Source organism: Frigoribacterium sp. PvP032, from assembly GCF_017833035.1.
Classification (GTDB): Bacteria; Actinomycetota; Actinomycetes; order Actinomycetales; family Microbacteriaceae; genus Frigoribacterium.
This window is the reverse complement of sequence record NZ_JAFIBM010000001.1, coordinates 3,125,377-3,142,670: the sequence shown is the minus strand read 5'-3', so window position 1 is coordinate 3,142,670 and position 17,294 is coordinate 3,125,377. Positions and strand designations below refer to the sequence as shown.

General features: G+C 72.3%; 14 protein-coding genes. 10 read left to right on the top strand and 4 right to left on the bottom strand.

Annotated elements, in window-relative coordinates; genetic code table 11:
• Positions 1 to 15: 15 nt before the first annotated feature.
• The 6 genes from sucD (at position 16) to JOE35_RS14480 (ending at position 9,661) form a co-directional block, all read left to right on the top strand.
• Positions 16 to 903 carry a succinate--CoA ligase subunit alpha gene (gene sucD / locus JOE35_RS14505; protein ID WP_123547757.1) on the top strand — a complete coding sequence of 296 codons (888 nt, stop codon included), beginning with the start codon at positions 16 to 18 and terminating at the stop codon, positions 901 to 903.
• 195 nt (positions 904 to 1,098) lie between these two features.
• Positions 1,099 to 3,036, top strand: coding sequence for a DUF6350 family protein (locus tag JOE35_RS15735; RefSeq protein WP_245186128.1), 1,938 nt, complete (start codon positions 1,099 to 1,101; stop codon positions 3,034 to 3,036).
• 52 nt (positions 3,037 to 3,088) lie between these two features.
• Positions 3,089 to 3,682, top strand: coding sequence for a phosphoribosylglycinamide formyltransferase (gene purN, locus JOE35_RS14495; RefSeq protein WP_209561646.1), 594 nt, complete (start codon positions 3,089 to 3,091; stop codon positions 3,680 to 3,682).
• Complete coding sequence (purH, locus tag JOE35_RS14490) at positions 3,679 to 5,352, top strand: bifunctional phosphoribosylaminoimidazolecarboxamide formyltransferase/IMP cyclohydrolase (RefSeq protein ID WP_209561645.1); 1,674 nt, start codon at positions 3,679 to 3,681, stop codon at positions 5,350 to 5,352. The genes purN and purH overlap by 4 nt, the downstream gene beginning before the upstream one ends.
• Before the next feature lie 512 nt (positions 5,353 to 5,864).
• The gene (locus JOE35_RS14485; protein WP_209561644.1) at positions 5,865 to 7,697 is read left to right on the top strand and encodes an ABC transporter ATP-binding protein; all 1,833 of its coding nucleotides are present in this window, start codon (positions 5,865 to 5,867) and stop codon (positions 7,695 to 7,697) included.
• Complete coding sequence (locus tag JOE35_RS14480; RefSeq protein WP_245186127.1) at positions 7,694 to 9,661, top strand: ABC transporter ATP-binding protein; 1,968 nt, start codon at positions 7,694 to 7,696, stop codon at positions 9,659 to 9,661. Before JOE35_RS14485 ends, JOE35_RS14480 begins: the two co-directional genes overlap by 4 nt.
• A gap of 145 nt (positions 9,662 to 9,806) precedes the next feature.
• Here the strand turns inward: JOE35_RS14480 and JOE35_RS14475 are convergent, their stop codons facing one another.
• From JOE35_RS14475 to JOE35_RS14460, 4 genes are all read right to left on the bottom strand, one after another.
• Positions 9,807 to 10,223, bottom strand: coding sequence for a hypothetical protein (locus JOE35_RS14475; protein ID WP_209561643.1), 417 nt, complete (start codon positions 10,221 to 10,223; stop codon positions 9,807 to 9,809).
• Positions 10,224 to 10,257: 34 nt separating this feature from the next.
• The gene (locus tag JOE35_RS14470; RefSeq protein WP_209561642.1) at positions 10,258 to 10,650 is read right to left on the bottom strand and encodes an MGMT family protein; all 393 of its coding nucleotides are present in this window, start codon (positions 10,648 to 10,650) and stop codon (positions 10,258 to 10,260) included.
• Positions 10,647 to 11,120: a GNAT family N-acetyltransferase gene (locus JOE35_RS14465; RefSeq protein ID WP_209561641.1), complete on the bottom strand. Its 474-nt coding sequence runs from the start codon at positions 11,118 to 11,120 to the stop codon at positions 10,647 to 10,649. The genes JOE35_RS14470 and JOE35_RS14465 overlap by 4 nt, the downstream gene beginning before the upstream one ends.
• 66 nt (positions 11,121 to 11,186) lie before the next feature.
• Positions 11,187 to 12,122 (bottom strand): ROK family protein, encoded by a 936-nt coding sequence (locus JOE35_RS14460; RefSeq protein ID WP_209561640.1) that lies wholly within the window; start codon positions 12,120 to 12,122, stop codon positions 11,187 to 11,189.
• A 344-nt stretch (positions 12,123 to 12,466) separates the two neighbouring features.
• Here JOE35_RS14460 and JOE35_RS14455 point away from each other — a divergent pair, with 344 nt between their 5' ends.
• The 4 genes from JOE35_RS14455 to JOE35_RS14440 all read left to right on the top strand — a co-directional run bounded on the left by JOE35_RS14455 (position 12,467) and on the right by JOE35_RS14440 (position 17,292).
• Entirely contained in the window at positions 12,467 to 13,702 is a 1,236-nt protein-coding gene (locus tag JOE35_RS14455) for an ROK family transcriptional regulator (protein WP_209561639.1), read from the top strand.
• Positions 13,703 to 13,883: 181 nt separating this feature from the next.
• The gene (locus JOE35_RS14450; protein ID WP_209561638.1) at positions 13,884 to 15,206 is read left to right on the top strand and encodes an extracellular solute-binding protein; all 1,323 of its coding nucleotides are present in this window, start codon (positions 13,884 to 13,886) and stop codon (positions 15,204 to 15,206) included.
• Between the two features lie 140 nt (positions 15,207 to 15,346).
• A complete protein-coding gene (locus JOE35_RS14445) occupies positions 15,347 to 16,309 on the top strand; it encodes a carbohydrate ABC transporter permease (RefSeq protein ID WP_209561637.1) in 963 nt (320 codons plus the stop codon).
• Positions 16,306 to 17,292, top strand: a complete 987-nt coding sequence (locus JOE35_RS14440; protein WP_209561636.1) for a carbohydrate ABC transporter permease — start codon at positions 16,306 to 16,308, stop codon at positions 17,290 to 17,292. Before JOE35_RS14445 ends, JOE35_RS14440 begins: the two co-directional genes overlap by 4 nt.
• Positions 17,293 to 17,294: the final 2 nt, after the last annotated feature.

Below are 17,294 nucleotides of genomic sequence, written 5' to 3'. Positions count from 1 at the left end.
GGACAGAGCAGAACCATGTCGATCTTCCTCAACAAGGACAGCAAGGTCATCGTCCAGGGCATCACCGGCGGCGAGGGCACCAAGCACACGGCGCTGATGCTGAAGGCGGGCACCCAGGTCGTCGGCGGCGTCAACGCCCGCAAGGCCGGCACCACCGTCACGCACGGCGACGTCACCCTCCCGGTCTTCGGCACGGTCGCCGAGGCGATCACCGAGACCGGCGCCGACGTCTCGATCGTCTTCGTGCCGCCGGCGTTCGCGAAGGACGCCGTCGTCGAGGCCGTCGAGGCAGGCATCCCTCTCGTCGTCGTCATCACCGAGGGCATCCCCGCACAGGACGCGGCGGAGTTCTGGGCGCTGGCGAAGTCGAAGGGCGGCGCCACCCGCATCATCGGCCCGAACTGCCCCGGCATCATCACGCCGGGCGAGTCGCTGGTCGGCATCACGCCGGCGAACATCACCGGAGCCGGCCCGATCGGGCTCGTCTCGAAGTCGGGCACCCTGACCTACCAGATGATGTTCGAGCTGCGCGACCTCGGCTTCTCGACCGCCATCGGCATCGGTGGCGACCCCGTCATCGGCACGACGCACATCGACGCCCTCGAGGCGTTCGAGGCCGACCCCGACACCAAGGCGATCGTCATGATCGGCGAGATCGGCGGCGACGCCGAAGAGCGCGCGGCCGACTACATCAAGGCGCACGTGACGAAGCCGGTCGTCGGCTACGTCGCCGGCTTCACCGCGCCGGAGGGCAAGACGATGGGCCACGCCGGCGCCATCGTCTCCGGCTCGGCGGGCACGGCACAGGCCAAGAAGGAGGCGCTCGAGGCCGCCGGGGTCAAGGTCGGCAAGACGCCGAGCGAGACCGCGGCCCTGCTGCGCGAGGTGTACGCGGCCCTCTGAGGTCGTCGCGCGGTGCCGTGACCGGCACCGCGCCTCCTGGGCGGGCGTGTTCGTCCGGCCCGGTCCGTCACGACGGACCGTGGTCGACGCACACGCCCGCCTTCGTGCATCCGCGGCACTGCCCGGCGCACGGGACGCCGGACGCACGGCACGGCACGTCCGCCGCCCAGCGGCCCGGCGGTACAGTCGTGCCCGATGAACCGCCCTGTCACCGCCGTCTTCGCCGCGCTCGAGGCCCTGCTCGTCGTCGGCATCGGCGTCGGGCTGCCCGTCGTCGTGCTCAGCCTCCTGTGGGCTTTCCAGTACGGCCTGCAGATCGACTGGATCGTCTTCTGGCGTGCCGCCGTCGACATCTGGCTCGTCGGGCACGGCGTCGACCTCGACCTGCAGCTCGGGGCCGCGACCGCTGCCGCCTCCGGCGTCCCGGGTGCCGAGGCCCCCTTCGCCGTGACGATCGCGGCGCTCGGCTTCTCGGTGCTGACCGTGCTGCTCGGCATCCGTGCCGGTCGTGCCGTCGCCGAGACGGCGCACCGGGTGATCGGGGTGCTCAGCACCATCGGCGTCTTCGCGCTGCTCAGCCTGCTGGTCACCGCCACCGCCCAGCACCCCCTCGCCTCACCCGTCCTGTGGCAGGGCGTCGTCCTGCCGACGCTCGTCTACGCCGTCCCCGTGGTCGCGATGGCCGAGGTCACCCGGCGCCGTCGCGGCGAGCCGGCCGACCCCGTCACGGGCGCGATCTTCTCGTTCGTCGCCCGCGCGCCCCGGACCGCCCGCGTCGTCGCCGCCGCGGGGCTGCGGATCGGCACGGCCAGCGCGGCCGCCGTGCTCGCCGTCTCGGGCGTCGTCGTCGGGGTGCTGATGCTCACGCACTACGGCGAGCTGATCACCCTGTACGAAGGCGCGCACGCCGGGCTGCTCGGCGGCATCGCGCTGACGCTCGGCCAGCTCGCCCTGCTGCCCGACCTCGTCGTCTGGGCTGCCTCCTGGTTCGTCGGCCCCGGCTTTGCCCTCGGCACCGGCTCGGGCGTCTCGCCGCTCGGCACCTCGGTCGGGCCGATGCCTGCCGTGCCCTTCCTCGGGGCGCTGCCGACCGCCTCCTCGTCGTTCGCCTTCGTCGGGCTGCTCGTGCCGGTCGTCGCTGCCTTCGTCGTGACGACGCTGCTCCGGCCGCGGATCGAGCGGCTGCTCGGCGAGGCCGGGTCGGCCGACGTGCTGCGCCGCGTCCTCGTCGGGGTCGTGGGCGGCGTCGTCGCCGGCGCGCTCCTCGGGCTGCTCGCCTGGTCGGCGTCCGGAGCCGCAGGGCCCGGTCGACTCGCGCACGTGGGGCCCGACCCGCTGCTGGTGGGCGCCTTCGCGGCACTTGAGGTCGCCGTGCCCTCCGTGCTCGCCATGGTCGTCTCGCTGCGGAGCTTCATCGGCCACGACGACGACACGACCGCAGCCCCTGCAGGAGGCGCGCGTCCGGCCGACGACGTCGAGACGGGCCCGCAGCCGGTGCTGTCGGGAACGTCCTCGTGGTCTCGGTCGTCGACCGGCGCCGTCACCTCGTCCGCCCTGACAGCCGAGCACGACGGCGGCAGGCGCACCGGCGGGGCCAGCATCGTCACGGGGCCGGGCCCCGACGACGAGACGACCGACCTCGGAGCCGACCCCCTCGTCGACGCGGGCAGCGGCGGAGAAGGACTCGGCGGCACGAGCTCGGCCGGTCGGCGGGAGCGACTCGCGGCACGGCTGCGACGGCTCCGTCCCCACCGTGACCGAGGCGACTCGGCCGACACCGCCGGCGCGGTCGACACCGACACCGACACCGACACCGCTGGCGACGTCGGCGACGTCCCGGTCATCCGGGCGAGCCAGTCGGCAGCGTCGGGCAGCGACGCCGAGACGGGCGAGACGGCCGTCGTCGAGGCGGCGCCCACCGACCCTCGCGACCGCGACGACCGTGACCGCATCGCCCGTGAGCGTGAGCGTGAGCGCGAGCGCGCCCGAGATCGCGACCGCGACCGCGAGGAGCACGACGACGAACGCGACGGCCCCGCGCCGTGGTGGCGCAGGCTCGGGTCGACCGCTGACGGGCCCGCCTCGGGGCACGACGGCGACGAGACGGAGCCGGTCCGCGGTCTCGACCGCTGACCCGCGCCTCCTCGGCCTCGGGGGCGTGCGCCCCGGCCACTAGGCTTGCCGGGTGCTGAAGCTCGTGGTGCTCATCTCCGGTGGCGGCTCGAACCTGCGTGCCCTGCTCGAGGCCGCGCACCACGACAGCTACCCCGCCCGCGTCGTCGCCGTCGGCGCCGACCGTGAGGCCGACGGACTCGAGCACGCGGAGCACTTCGGCGTCCCGACCTTCACCGTGCCGTTCTCGAGCTTCGACGACCGGGCCGCGTGGGGCGACGAGCTGCTGGCGCAGATCCGGCAGTGGCAGCCCGACCTCGTCGTGCTGAGCGGCTTCATGCGGCTGCTGCCGGTCGGGGTCGTCGACGCCCTGAGCCCGCACCTGATCAACACCCACCCCGCGTTCCTGCCCGAGTTCCCGGGCGCGCACGGCGTCAGGGACGCGATCGCGGCCGGTGTCGACCAGACCGGGGCGAGCGTGATCGTCGTCGACGCCGGCGTCGACAGCGGCCCGATCCTGGCGCAGCGGCGCATCCCCGTGCTGCCCGGCGACGACGAGTCGTCGCTCCACGACCGCATCAAGATCGTCGAGCGCGAGCTGCTGGTGCAGACCGTGCGCGAGATCGCCGACGGAACGACCGACCTCGAGGAGACGAGACCCGCATGAGCGGCCACCAGATCGACCCCAGCCTGCATCGAGACCGAGACGCGGTCCCCGTGCGTCGCGCCCTCATCAGCGTGAGCGACAAGACCGGACTGCTCGACCTGGCCGAGGCGCTCGCCGCCGCGGGCGTCGAGATCGTGTCGACCGGCTCGACCGCGTCGACCATCCGCGACGCCGGCCACGACGTCACCGACGTGAGTGCCGTGACCGGGTTCCCCGAGTCGCTCGACGGCCGGGTCAAGACGCTGCACCCCGGCATCCACGCGGGTGTGCTCGCCGACCTGCGCCTCGAGTCGCACGAGCAGCAGCTCGCCGAGCTCGACATCGCACCGTTCCAGCTCGTCGTCGTCAACCTCTACCCCTTCGTCGAGACGGTCGCGTCGGGTGCCGAGGCCCCGGCCGTGATCGAGAACATCGACATCGGCGGGCCGGCCCTCGTCCGCGCCGCCGCCAAGAACCACGCGAACGTGGCGATCGCCGTGTCGCCCGCCAGCTACCCGCAGATCGTGAAGTCGCTGACGCTCGGCGGCACGACGCTCGCCCAGCGACAGCGCCTGGCCGGCGAGGCCTTCGCGCACACCGCCGCCTACGACACGGCCGTCGCCGCGTGGTTCGCCGAGAACGTCGGCGTACGTGCCGAGCACGAGGCCGGTGCCGCTGCAGGTGCCGACTCGACGACCGCAGCCGAGGAGGCGCGGGCCGGGTCGACGGCGTTCGACGCCCCCCAGCACGTCACCCTCGAGGGCGACCGTCAGGCCACGCTCCGCTACGGCGAGAACTCGCACCAGCAGGCGGCGCTCTACGCCTCGCCCGAGGGCGCGGGCATCGCGCAGGCCGAGCAGCTGCACGGCAAGGAGATGTCGTACAACAACTACGTCGACGCCGACGCGGCCCTGCGTGCCGCGTACGACTTCGCCGAGCCGGCCGTGGCGATCATCAAGCACGCGAACCCGTGCGGCATCGCCGTGGCCTCGGCCGACGCCGTCGACGCGATCGCCGACGCGCACCGACGCGCACACGCGTGCGACCCCGTGTCGGCCTACGGCGGCGTCATCGCGGCGAACCGCCCGGTGACGCTGGCCATGGCAGAGACGGTGAAGGACATCTTCACCGAGGTCGTCATCGCCCCCGCCTTCGAGCCCGACGCGCTGGCACTGCTGCAGACGAAGAAGAACATCCGGCTGCTCGTGCTGCCGGCCGACTTCGCCCGCCCGACCGTCGAGGCGCGTCAGATCTCGGGCGGCCTGCTCGTGCAGCAGGTCGACTCGTTCGACGGCTTCTCGTCGCAGGGCTGGACCCTGGCCGCGGGCGAGGAGGTCGACGCCGCCACGCGCGCCGACCTCGAGTTCGCCTGGCGCGCCTGCCGCTCGGTCAAGTCGAACGCGATCCTCCTGGCCGACGCCGGCGCCTCCGTGGGCGTGGGCATGGGCCAGGTCAACCGGGTCGACTCGTGCCAGCTGGCCGTGACGCGGGCGGGGGAGCGGGCCCGCGGCTCGGTCGCCGCCTCCGACGCGTTCTTCCCGTTCGCCGACGGCCTGCAGGTGCTGCTCGACGCGGGCGTGCGCGCGGTCGTCCAGCCCGGCGGGTCGATCCGTGACGACGAGGTCGTCGCGGCTGCCGCTGCCGCGGGCGTCACGATGTACTTCACGGGCGAGCGGCACTTCTTCCACTGAGCCGCCTACCTGAAGACGACGAACGCCCCGGCCCGCACGGCCGGGGCGTTCGTCGTCGCCGCCCCGCGCCTGTCGCCTACCGCCGTCACACCTGTCGTGCATGTTCCCGAGGCTCGCCCTTGCGGGGGAGGTGTCAGCACACATATCCTGAAAAGCTGCTCACAGCCGGTCGCTCGCGACTGACATGACGGACGAACGACGACCTGCACAGGAGGACACGATGAACTCGACGACGCTGACCACGGTGGCCTCGGCCCCCGCCGGTGCCCTCGTGCCTGCCTCCCCCACCTCCGTCGCCGCCCGCGGGGCAGCCCGGACCCTCGTCGGCTAGGCCGAGCGGAACGCAGGCCGGGCTCGCCACCGGCACCGCACCTCCTCCACCCGAGCGCTCCCAGCGCTCCACATCAGGGTCGCCGCCGTGCCCTGCCCAGGGCACCGGGCCGCGACTCCCTCCCCGGTCGACAGCCGCCACGACGCCGTCGACGCTCCAGATCACGACACTTGGATCAGCCATGTCTCCGAAGTCCCCTCCCAGCCCGTCCGCGACGCAGCGTCGCCCGTCGACGTTCCGCGCCCTGATGCGTCTCCAGCCCTACGCGAAGCCGGCGATCCCGCGCATCGTGCTCGGCGCCGTCGCCGCGCTCGCCGCCGCCGTCGTCGCCCTGCTCATCCCCGCCGTGCTGCAGCTGCTGGTCGACGGCCCCCTGTCGAGCGGCGACCGAGCCCAGGTGTGGCCGGCCTTCGCGGTCGTGCTCGGCCTCGGCATCGTCGAGGCGATCATGATCGGCCTCCGACGCCGGCTCGTGCTCACGCCGAGCACGCACGTCGAGGCGTCGATGCGCAACTCGCTCTACGCGAAGCTGCAGGACCTGCCGGTGGCGTTCCACGACCGCTGGCAGAGCGGCCAGCTGCTCAGCCGGTCGGTCAGCGACCTCTCGCTGATCCGCCGCTGGCTCGCGTTCGGCCTCGTCCTGTTGGTCGTCAACCTGCTGACGATCGTCGTCGGCTTCGCCGTGCTCTTCTTCTACAGCTGGGCGTTGGCGCTCCTCTTCATGGTCGCGTCGATGCCCGTGTTCTTCGTCAGCTTCGCGTTCGAGAAGCGCTACTCGATCGTCGCGCGGCGCAGCCAGGACCAGGTCGGCGACCTCGCGACCAGCGTCGAGCAGAGCGTGCACGGCATCCGGGTGCTCAAGGCCTTCGGCCGCGGCAAGCACTCGCTCGAGGAGTTCGCGAAGCAGGCCGACGACCTGCGCGGCACCGAGATCGAGAAGGCACAGGCGATCAGCCGGCTGTGGCTCTGGCTGTTGCTCGTGCCCGACGTCGCCTTCGCCCTCTGCCTGCTCGGCGGCATCTGGCTCGCCGCCGACGGCCAGCTCACCGTCGGGCAGCTCTTCGCGTTCTTCGCGACGGCCACGGTGCTGCGCTGGCCGGTCGAGTCGATCGGCTTCCTGCTCTCGATGACCTTCGACACCCGCACGGCCGCCGACCGGTTCTTCGAGGTGCTCGACAGCGAGAACGCGATCACCGACCCCGAGCAGCCGGTCACGATCGAGGCGCCGGAGGGGCGGCTCGAGTTCGCCGACGCCCACTTCCGCTACCAGGACAGCCAGGCCCAGTACCCGGACCTGGTCAACGGCGTCGACCTCGTCGTCGAGCCGGGCGAGACCATGGCGCTCGTCGGGCTCACCGGCTCGGGCAAGACGACGCTGCTCGCGCTCGTCTCGCGCCTCTACGACGTGACGGGCGGCAGCGTCCGGATCGACGGCGTCGACGTGCGCGACCTGTCCCGGCAAGAGCTGCGCCGACTGGTCGGCATGGCCTTCGAGGACGCGACGCTGTTCAGCGCCTCCGTCCGCGACAACGTGCTGCTCGGCCGCCCCGACCTCGCCGACGACCCCGTCGAGGCCGACCGCGTGATGCGCGAGGCCCTCGAGATCGCGCAGGCCGACTTCGTCGAACGCCTGCCCGACGGCGTCGACACCCGGGTCGGAGAAGAGGGGCTGAGCCTCTCCGGCGGGCAGCGCCAGCGGCTCGCCCTGGCCCGCGCCGTCGCGGCACGACCCGCGATCCTCGTGCTCGACGACCCGCTGTCGGCGCTCGACGTCGACACCGAGGCGCGGGTCGAGGCCGGCCTCCGCCGCGTCCTCGCGTCGACGACCTCGTTGATCGTCGCGCACCGTCCCTCGACGGTCACCCTCGCCGACCGCGTCGCCCTGCTCGAGAACGGCAGGGTCACCGCGGTCGGCACCCACTCCGACCTGCTCGCCACGAACGAGCACTACCGCTGGGTGATCTCGTCCCTCGACGACGACACGACCCCCGCCCGAGAGGAGGTGCTGGCATGACCGAGCAGACGACGCACGACCAGGCCACGCGCCGCAGCGAGGACGCGCGCGACGGCGCGGTCCGTGACGACGGCATGGTCGACGGCACCGGGGGCGGCCCCGCCCACGCGGCCCTCGACGGTCGCACCCCGGCCGAGAAGCGCGCCGAGCAGGGCTCGACGACGCAGGGGGTCCGCGGCGAGGAGCGGGACGACTTCACGAAGGCCGAGAGCAAGCGGCTCCGTCGTCGTTCACTGCGCCTCCTCGGCTCGCTGATCCGTCCGCTGCGCTGGCGGCTGGCGCTGATGGCGGTCGTCGTCATCGTCAGCACTGCCTCCCAGGTGGCCGGCCCCGCGCTGATCGCGTTCGGCATCGACACCGCCCTGCCTGCCCTGATGGACCGTCAGGACTGGGCACCGGCGATCCTCGTGGTCGTGGTCTACCTCGTCACGGGCGTGCTCGGCGCCGTGCTGATGGCGCAGTACACGGTGCTGTCGGCGCGGATCAGCCAGGCGATCCTGTTCGACCTGCGCAAGCGTCTGTTCCTGCACACGCAGCGGCTCAGCCTCGAGTTCCACGAGACGTACACGTCGGGGCGGATCATCTCGCGCCAGACGAGCGACCTCGACTCGATCCGCGAGCTGCTCGACTCGGGCATCAACCAGCTCGTCTCCGGCCTGCTCTACATGGGCTTCACCGCGATCGCGCTGGTCAGCCTCGACGCGCCGAGCGGGCTCGTGCTCGCCGTCGCGCTCGTCCCGCTGGTCCTGCTCACGCGGTGGTTCCAGGTGCGCTCGCAGAAGCTGTTCCGTGCCACGCGCGTCGCCAGCGCCCGGGTCATCGTGCACTTCGTCGAGACGATGACGGGCATGCGGGCGGTGCAGGCGTTCCGCAAGGAGGCGCGCAACGAGAAGGAGTACGCGGGCTACGTCGAGGAGTACCGCCAGGCCAACTCGAAGGTGTTCACGCTGTTCGGCACGTTCGACCCCGGACTGGTGCTGATCGGCAACGCCACCCTCGCGGCCGTCGTGCTCTTCGGCGGCTTCAGGGTGATCGACGGCTCGCTCGAGATCGGCGCCCTGCTGGCGGCGGCGCTGTACGCGAAGCGCTTCTTCGACCCCGCGGAGGAGATGGCCATGTTCTACAACGGCTACCAGTCCGCGTCGGCGGCGCTCGAGAAGATCTCGGGCGTCCTCGAGGAGCAGCCGAGCGTGCCCGACCCCGAGTCGCCCGTCGACCTGCGGCACGCGAAGGGAGCCGTGGTGTTCGACGACGTCGAGTTCGCGTACTCGGCCGACACGGTCGTGCTGCCCGAGTTCGACCTCGACGTGCCCGCGGGGCAGACCATCGCCCTGGTCGGCTCGACCGGCGCCGGCAAGTCGACTCTCGCGAAGCTCATGTCGCGGTTCTACGACCCGACGCGCGGCCGCGTGACCCTCGACGGCGTCGACCTGCGCGACCTGCACCCGAAGGACCTGCGGCGGGCGATCGTCATGGTCACCCAGGAGGCGTACCTGTTCTCGGGCTCGGTGGCGGACAACATCTCGCTCGGCAAGCCCGACGCGACGCGCGACGAGATCGAGCGGGCCGCCCGCGCGGTCGGCGCCCACGAGTTCATCGTGGCGCTGCCCAACGGGTACGACACCGACGTGAACAAGCGCGGCGGTCGTGTCTCGGCCGGGCAGCGCCAGCTGCTCTCGTTCGCGCGCGCGTTCATCGCCGACCCGGCGGTGCTCATCCTCGACGAGGCCACCGCGTCGCTCGACATCCCGTCCGAGCGCATGGTGCAGGAGGCGCTGCAGACCCTGCTCGCCGACCGTACCGCGGTGATCATCGCGCACCGCCTGTCGACGGTCGCGATCGCCGACCGGGTGCTCGTCATGGAGCACGGCCGCGTGGTCGAGGACGGCACGCCCGCCGACCTGATCGCGGGCACCGGGCGCTTCGCGCAGCTGCACGCGGCCTGGCGCGACTCGCTCGTGTAGCCGCCGCCGCCCTCGCCCCCCCCGCCCCCTCCTCCTCATTCAGGAACATTCGTCCTGAGCTGCGCGGCGGGGGGAGCCGCGCTCCTGAACGGTGCACCGTTCAGGAGGTGTCGCGAGCGTGTTCCTGAATCGTGCGCGACGGGCGTCAGCCGCGCCAGGCCCAGACCGTGCCGTCGTCCGCGACGACGGTCCAGTCGCCGCAGCTCCAGCCCGCGGTGGGCGTCGAGCCTGGCAGCCAGTCGGGCGACAGGGGCGGGGCGTCGGTCACGGGCTCGAGGACGGCGCAGCCCGCGCCGTCGGCAGGGGAGGCGGCGCTGTGGAACGTGAGGACCGCCTCCTCGGGTGCCTCGCGACGTGCGACGGCGCGGATGTCGACCGCGTCGGAGGGCACCCAGGCGTCCAGCACGAACGAGCGCGTGCCGGCCTTCGGCGCGTCGCCGTACCGGTCGAACTCCCACGACTTCTCGTCGGAGCCGAGACCCAGTGCCGAGCAGGAGGAGGCGGCGGTGCAGACGACGACGGCGACGGCGGCCGCGGCGGCGAGACGGGTGAGCGAGGGCATGCTCCGATCGAAGCGCTCCGTCGTGTCGAGCGCGTCAGCCGAAGGTGCCGACCGGCTCGTCCCCCAGGCTGACGTCGGGCGACCAGGAGGCGCGCTCGAGGTCGACCCGGACGGTGCCCGACCGCGACCAGCGCAGCGGGGTCCCCTCCGCACGCCAGTGCTCGAGGGCCCTCTGGCCGTGCCCCTCTGGGGCGTGCCCTGAGGCCTTCACGATGCGCCACCACGGCAGGTCGGAGCCCGTGTGCGCCATCACCTTGCCGACGCCCCGGGACGAGCGCGAGCCGACGGCGGCCGCGACCGAGCCGTACGACATGACCCGCCCCTCCGGCACGGACTCGACGACGGAGACGACGCGCGAGACGAAGTCGTCGCCGGGCGAGCCTGACTCGGACGAGCCCGGGTCGGGCGAGCCTGCCGCGGCGGTCACTCTCCGTGCGGCGTCGGGCTGATCGTCAGCGCCGCGAGGTGCTCGCCGTAGGGCGTCTCGCCGACGACCTCGAAGCCGATGTGGGCGAAGAAGCGCTCTGGGCCGTCGTCGCCCGGCTCGTAGATGACGGTGAGTGTGTCGAAGCCGCGGCTGCGCGCCTCGCCGGCGAGGGCGTGGATCGCGAAGCGCCCGACGCCCTGGCCCTGGTGCTCGGCCGAGACGTTGACGCGCCAGATGCAGCTGCGGAGGCTCTCGTCGTCGGCATCCGCGTCGAAGTTGCCCATGATGAAGCCGACGACCTCGTCGCCGTCGAGCACGACGCGGGGCCACGCCGTCGTCGGGTTGACGTAGGCCTCGGCGATCGAGTGCGAGACCGGGGCCACGTACTGCTCTTGGCCCGGCTTCAGGGTCAGGTTGTTGGCCGCCACGACGGTGGCGGCGGACAGGGTCTCGAGGCGCAGGTCCGACATGGCCTCAGGGTAACGGCGCAGCCCTGCCCGGCACCACCGTCCGGTGGAGGATGTGGACGGCCGCCCTCAGCCGGTCGCTGCGACCGCGACGGGGTCGGCGGCCGCGCCCGCCATGGCGGCGCCGACGGCGGCAGCCGGCAGCCCGGCGGGCAGCAGCACGAGGCGCGACGCGAGGTCGAGCGACGCGATGAACGAGGAGGCGGCGGCCTGGTCGGCGAGCGCCTCGCGCACCGGCCCCATCAGCTCATCGCCGAGCGCGCTCATCCCGCCGCCGACGACGATCGTCTGCACGTCGACCGTCAGTGCGAGGAGCCGGACCGCCTGCGCGACCCCGTCGACCAGGGTGCGCCGGGCCTGCACGGCCAGGTGGTCGCCGTCGGCCGCGGCGTCGAGCAGGGCGCGGGCAGGGTGCAGGGCGGTGGTCGGCCAGAGGCGGGCCGCCGCCGAGCCGGAGGCCACGGTCTCGAGGCAGCCGCGCTGCCCGCACGCGCACCAGGCGCCCACCGGGTCGACGGGGACGTGGCCTATCTCGCCCGCGGCGCCCTGCGCCCCGCGGCGCACCTGGCCGTCGAGGACGAGCCCGGCGGCGAGGCCCGTGCCGAGGTTGAGGTAGGCGACGGAGCCCTGCAGGGACATCGTGTGCCACGCGCCGAGCGCCGCGGCGTTGACGTCGTTCTCGACCCGGACCGGCACCCCGAGGCGATGCGCCAGCTCTGTGCCGAGCGCCGAGTCGACGAGGCCGAGGTTCACGGCGTGGCCGACCCTGCCCGTGGCGGCGTCGACGACGCCGGGCACCCCCACGCCGACCGACGCCAGCCCGCCGAGCGGGACGCCGGTGAGGGCCGAGAGGCGCTGCGCGGCCTCGACCGCGTTGCCGAGCACCTCGTCGGCGCCGAAGCCGGAGGCGAGTCGCACGCGGTGCACCGGACGGGCCGGGCCTCGGTCGTCGTCCACCGCGACGGCGTCGATCTTCGTGCCGCCGATGTCGAGGCCGAGCCTCACGGACGTGCCCCCGAGACCGCAGCACGAGGGCGGAACCAGGCCTCGTGCGTGACCGGCGAGGACACGGCGACGGCGCCGGGTGCGGCGGTGACGGGCCTGCTCATGTTCGTTAGTAAAGCTTACTAACCGCGTGGCAGCAAGCACGAGAACCCCATGATCCCGGGCATATTTCCGCTATTGACCAGGCGTGTTTCCTGCTCGTAAACTCACCGCACCAGCCTTGACAACGTGTTTGTAAGGCATTTTTACTAAACGGCAACGCTGCCGGGCCCGTCTCGCACCACGAGACGGCGCACGCCTCTCGAGGCCCCGGTCGGCGACGCCCGAGACGAGAGGAGGCGACCGTGCCCCGAGCAGCCGCCCCCCGTGCCGCAGCCGTCCCCCGCGCAGCCGCCCCCCGCGCCGTCACCGGCCACTCCGCTGCCGCCGCCGCTCCCGCAGGTGCCGAGCGCGCCTCCTCGACCCTCCGCGTCACCGCGAAGTCGCTCCCGCAGCACACCAGGGCCCGCAACCGTGCGCTCGTGCTGCAGACCCTCTGGCACCAGGGTTCGATGAGCCGTGCCGACCTCGCCCGCGAGAGCGGGCTCACCCGGCCGACCGTCTCGGGCATCGTGCAGGAACTCGCCGACGACGGCGTGGTCGCCGAGCTCGGGCTGCGCGGCGACGCCCGGGTCGGCAAGCCCGCGACGCTCGTCGGCATCCGGCCCGACTCGTTCCACATCCTCGCGCTCGACCTCTCGTCGGCCGAGCGGTTCTCCGGCGCCGTCGTCGACGTCCGCGGCGAGGTCGTCGGCCGGGCCAGCGTCGACATCGACGGCGCGACGGGAGAGGCGGCCGTGGCGCTGGCCGAGCGTCTCGTGGACGAGCTGTCCGGGCTGACGACCACGCGCCTCCTGGGCGTCGGGGTGGGCACGCCCGGCATCGTCGACCACCAGGGCGTCGTGCGCACTGCGGTGCACCTCGGCTGGTGGGACCTGCCGCTCGCAGCCAGGCTGAGCGCCCGCACGGGCGTGCCGGTGCACGTCGGCAACGACGCGAACCTCGCCGCCCTCGGGGTGCACACGTTCGGCGACGCCGAGCGAGACCCGTCGCGCAGCCTGATGGTGATCACCATCGAGCACGGCGTGGGGGTCGGCCTCATCGTCGGGGGCGCGCTCGTCGAGGGCGACCGCTTCTCGGCCGGCGAGATCGGGCACGTCACCGTCGACGAGGCGGGCGACGTGTGCGCCTGCGGTCGACGCGGCTGCCTCGAGGTGTCGCTCGCGGCGCCGGGGCTGTCGGCCCGCCTCCTCGCCGTCGACCCCGGCTCGCGCGGAGCCGTGCTGCACGCCGCGGGCCGCGACCTCGGCTTCGTGCTCGCGCCCGTCGTGAGCGCGCTCGGGCTCGACGAGGTAGTGCTCTCGGGGCCCCGAGAGCTGCTCGACGGCGTGCTGCTGCGCGCGGCCCTCGACACCGTCAGGGCCCGCACCCTCGCGGCGGTCGGCCAGGGGCTCGTCCTCCGCTACGCGGGCGACGACCGCGACCTGGCCGTGCTCGGCGCCGCGTCGCTCGTGCTCTCGGCCGAGCTGGGCGTCTCGTGACGACGCCCGGGCGGAGGACGCCCGGCCGCGCGACCGGCCGTCCCTCCCCAGGTACCCCCGCCGCCCGATCCACCACAGACCGCACCACCCGCACCAGCACCGCACGCACCTGCTCGACCACCACCACTCTCAGCAACGCCCCGCGGCACCGCCGCCCCGTCCACGAGGAGACACAATGCGAATGACACGTCACACAGCGGTCGCGGCCCTCGGCCTCACGGCCGCCCTGGCCCTGACGGCCTGCTCGAGCGCGGGCACGGCAGGAGGCGGCAGCAGCGACGGGCCGCAGACCGTGCCCACCACGAAGGGCGACGGCGAGACGCTGACCGTCTGGGTCATGACGGGCGACTACACCGACGAGACCATCAAGGCGATCAACGACGAGTTCACCGAGCAGACCGGCGCGGAGGTGGACGTGCAGACCCAGCAGTGGGACGGCATCACCACGAAGATCAGCACCGCCCTCGCGACGTCCACGCCGCCCGACGTGCTCGACCTCGGCAACACCCAGGTCGCGAGCTACGCCGAGAACGGCGCCCTGCTCGACCTCACCGACTACTCCGACGACCTCGCCCAGGGCCAGGAGTGGCTCACCGGCCTCGAGGAGCCCGCCACGGTCGACGGCTCGCTCTACGGCGTCCCCGGCTTCGCGGGCGCCCGCGCCGTCATCTACAACAAGGACATGTGGGAGGCGGCCGGCATCACCGAGGAGCCCACCACCTACGAGCAGCTCACGGCCGACCTCGACGCGCTGGCGGCAGCGAACCCGGCGAGCGACTTCTCGCCCTTCTACATGCCCGGCGCGTACTGGTACGCCGGCATGCAGTTCGTCTGGGACGCCGGCGGAGAGATCGCGACCCAGGGCGACGACGGCACCTGGTCGGCCGGCCTGTCGTCCGACGAGGCGCAGCAGGGCCTCGAGGACTTCAAGGAGTTCCAGAACACGTACTCGACGGGCGCCTCGCAGACGCTCGACACCGACGTGCCGAACCAGGACCAGATCTTCGCCGACGGCAAGGCCGGCGCCATGCTCGGCACCAACGGCAAGATCGACCTCATCAAGGAGGCGAATCCCGCGCTGACGGACGACAGCTTCGGCACCTTCCCGTTCCCGGGCAAGTCCGGCGAGTCGCAGCCCGTCATGCTGGGCGGCTCCGACTGGGGCATCGCGGCGAAGAGCGCGAACACCGACCTCGCGCTGCAGTGGGTCAAGATCGCGGCCAGCCCCGAGATCCAGAGCGACTGGGTCTACGGCAACGACGGCTGGATCCCCAACAGCACCGACGGCATCGAGGCGGCGCAGAGCACGCTCGGCGACATCGACGAGGGCTTCTTCTCGGCGGCGCTGAACTCGAAGGCCACCCCGGCCAGCGGCAACTGGGCTGCTCTCGAGGGCGACCTGAGCATCAACGACCTGTTCTCGAGCGTCGCGTCGGGCAGCAAGTCGCCCGAGGCCGCGGCCGAGTCGTTCGACGGCACGACGGACGACGCGCTGAACAAGTAACGAGCAGCCCCCGCGGGGAAGCAGCCCGCGGCACAGGGCCGGGCGACGCACGAGCAGGACGTGCGTCGCCCGGCCGGCACCACCACGCTCGACCCGAACACGCTCGACCCGAGCTCTGAGTCCCGACCCAGGAGGCAGCCATGGCCGTCACGACAGCGCCGCCCGCCCCGCCCCGCCAGGAGGCCCCGCGCGGGCCGGCCCCGAGGCCGAGGAAGAAGCGTCAGCTCGCCCCCCTCTGGCTGCTGAGCCCTGCGGGCATCGTCCTGCTCGTCGTGATGGTCGCGCCGATCGTGTTCCTGGTCTTCACCTCGTTCACGAACTACGACCAGCGCAGCCTCTTCACCGGCGCCTACGAGTCGGTCGGCCTGCAGCAGTACGTCACGCTGTTCACCGACAGCGACTTCTGGTGGTCGCTGCTGCGCACCGTCCTCTTCACCGTGGCGATGGTCGCCGGCAGCGTCGTCATCGGCATGGGCGTCTCGCACCTGCTGACGCGGATCCACACGAGCATGCGGTACGTCGTCACCGTCGTGCTGATCTTCGCGTGGGCGATGCCGAACGTCGCCTCCTCGCTGGTCTGGAACTGGCTGTTCCAGCCGGGCTACGGCGTCGTCAACTGGATGCTCACCCAGCTGCGCGTCTTCGGCGACATGACCGACACCCAGTGGTCGAACGACCCCCTGCTGTCGTACACGTCGATCTGGATGCTGATCGTCTGGCAGGCGGTGCCGTTCATCGCGCTGACCCTCTACGCCGCCGAGACGCAGGTGTCGCCCGAGTACAAGGAGGCGGCTCGTCTCGACGGTGCCGGCGAGTGGCGCGTCTACCGCGACGTCACCCTGCAGTTCCTGAAGCCGACCCTGCTGCTCGTCACGATCCTCTCGATCATCTGGGACTACAACGTCTTCAACCAGATCTGGCTCGTCTCGCAGGGCGGCCCCGACGACGCCACGTCGACGCTCGGCGTCTTCATGTACAAGACGGCGTTCGTCGGCTTCGAGATCGGGCAGGGCGCCGCCATCTCGGTCGTCACCACCCTGCTGCTGCTCGGCCTGACCGCGTTCTACATCCGCAACCTGATCCGCTCGGGAGAAGACCTGTGACCACGACAGTCCCCACCGGAGTCGGCGCCTCGGCGACCGACGGCCCCTCCGAGACGGCGGCTGCCGCCGACTCGGCCGTCCCTGCCTCCGCGGTCCCCGCCTCTGGCTCGTCCGACGGCCCCGCAGGAGGCGCGACGCCGGTCCGCCGGGCGCGTCGCCGCAGGAGGCCCCGCTGGTTCAGCAACTCGCTCGCGGCCCTGTTCAGCGCGGTCTGGATCTTCCCCGTCTACTGGATGGTCAACACGGCGTTCAAGCCGCGGTCGGAGTCGATGACGTCGACTCCTCTCTTCCTGCCGCAGCACCCGACGCTCGACAACTTCGTCGTCGCGATCACGCAGAGCGGGTTCCTGGTGAACCTCCGCAACAGCGCCGTGGTCGTCATCGCGACGGTGCTGCTCGCGATCATCCTCGGCTTCTTCGCCGCCGCGGCGCTCTCGCGGTTCCGCTTCCGCGGTCGCCGCACGATCATGATCGTCATCCTCGCGGTGCAGATGCTGCCGACGACGGCGCTGCTCATCCCGCTGTTCCTGATCTTCAACAGCATCGGGCTGCTCGGCACCTACGCGGGCCTCGTGCTCGCGTACATCGCGACGGTGCTGCCGTTCTCGATCTGGGTGATGCGCGGGTTCTTCGTGGCCATCCCGATGGAGATCGAGGAGGCGGCCCAGCTCGACGGGGCGAACACCTGGCAGGTGCTGACGCGCATCCTGTTCCCGCTGGTGGCGCCGGGCGTCATCGCGACGAGCATCTTCGCCTTCATCGCGGCGTGGAACGACTACATCATCGCCTACACGTTCATGAAGGACCAGTCGATGTACACGCTGCCCGTCTGGCTGGCGTCGTTCGTCTCGCAGAACACCGGCACCGACTCCGGCGGGCAGATGGCGGCCAGCGTGCTGTTCTCGCTGCCGGTCGTCGTCTTCTTCGTCATCATCCAACGCAACCTGGTGTCGGGCATGTCCGCCGGCGCCGTGAAGGGCTAGAA

What these genes read in the sequence shown, in the direction of transcription:
- sucD (WP_123547757.1), top strand. Translation starts at nt 16, where the DNA reads ATGTCGATCTTCCTCAACAAGGACAGCAAGGTCATCGTCCAGGGCATC.
- JOE35_RS15735 (WP_245186128.1), top strand. Translation starts at nt 1,099, where the DNA reads ATGAACCGCCCTGTCACCGCCGTCTTCGCCGCGCTCGAGGCCCTGCTC.
- purH (WP_209561645.1), top strand. Translation starts at nt 3,679, where the DNA reads ATGAGCGGCCACCAGATCGACCCCAGCCTGCATCGAGACCGAGACGCG.
- JOE35_RS14485 (WP_209561644.1), top strand. Translation starts at nt 5,865, where the DNA reads ATGTCTCCGAAGTCCCCTCCCAGCCCGTCCGCGACGCAGCGTCGCCCG.
- JOE35_RS14480 (WP_245186127.1), top strand. Translation starts at nt 7,694, where the DNA reads ATGACCGAGCAGACGACGCACGACCAGGCCACGCGCCGCAGCGAGGAC.
- JOE35_RS14475 (WP_209561643.1), bottom strand. Translation starts at nt 10,223, where the DNA reads ATGCCCTCGCTCACCCGTCTCGCCGCCGCGGCCGCCGTCGCCGTCGTC.
- JOE35_RS14465 (WP_209561641.1), bottom strand. Translation starts at nt 11,120, where the DNA reads ATGTCGGACCTGCGCCTCGAGACCCTGTCCGCCGCCACCGTCGTGGCG.
- JOE35_RS14450 (WP_209561638.1), top strand. Translation starts at nt 13,884, where the DNA reads ATGACACGTCACACAGCGGTCGCGGCCCTCGGCCTCACGGCCGCCCTG.
- JOE35_RS14445 (WP_209561637.1), top strand. Translation starts at nt 15,347, where the DNA reads ATGGCCGTCACGACAGCGCCGCCCGCCCCGCCCCGCCAGGAGGCCCCG.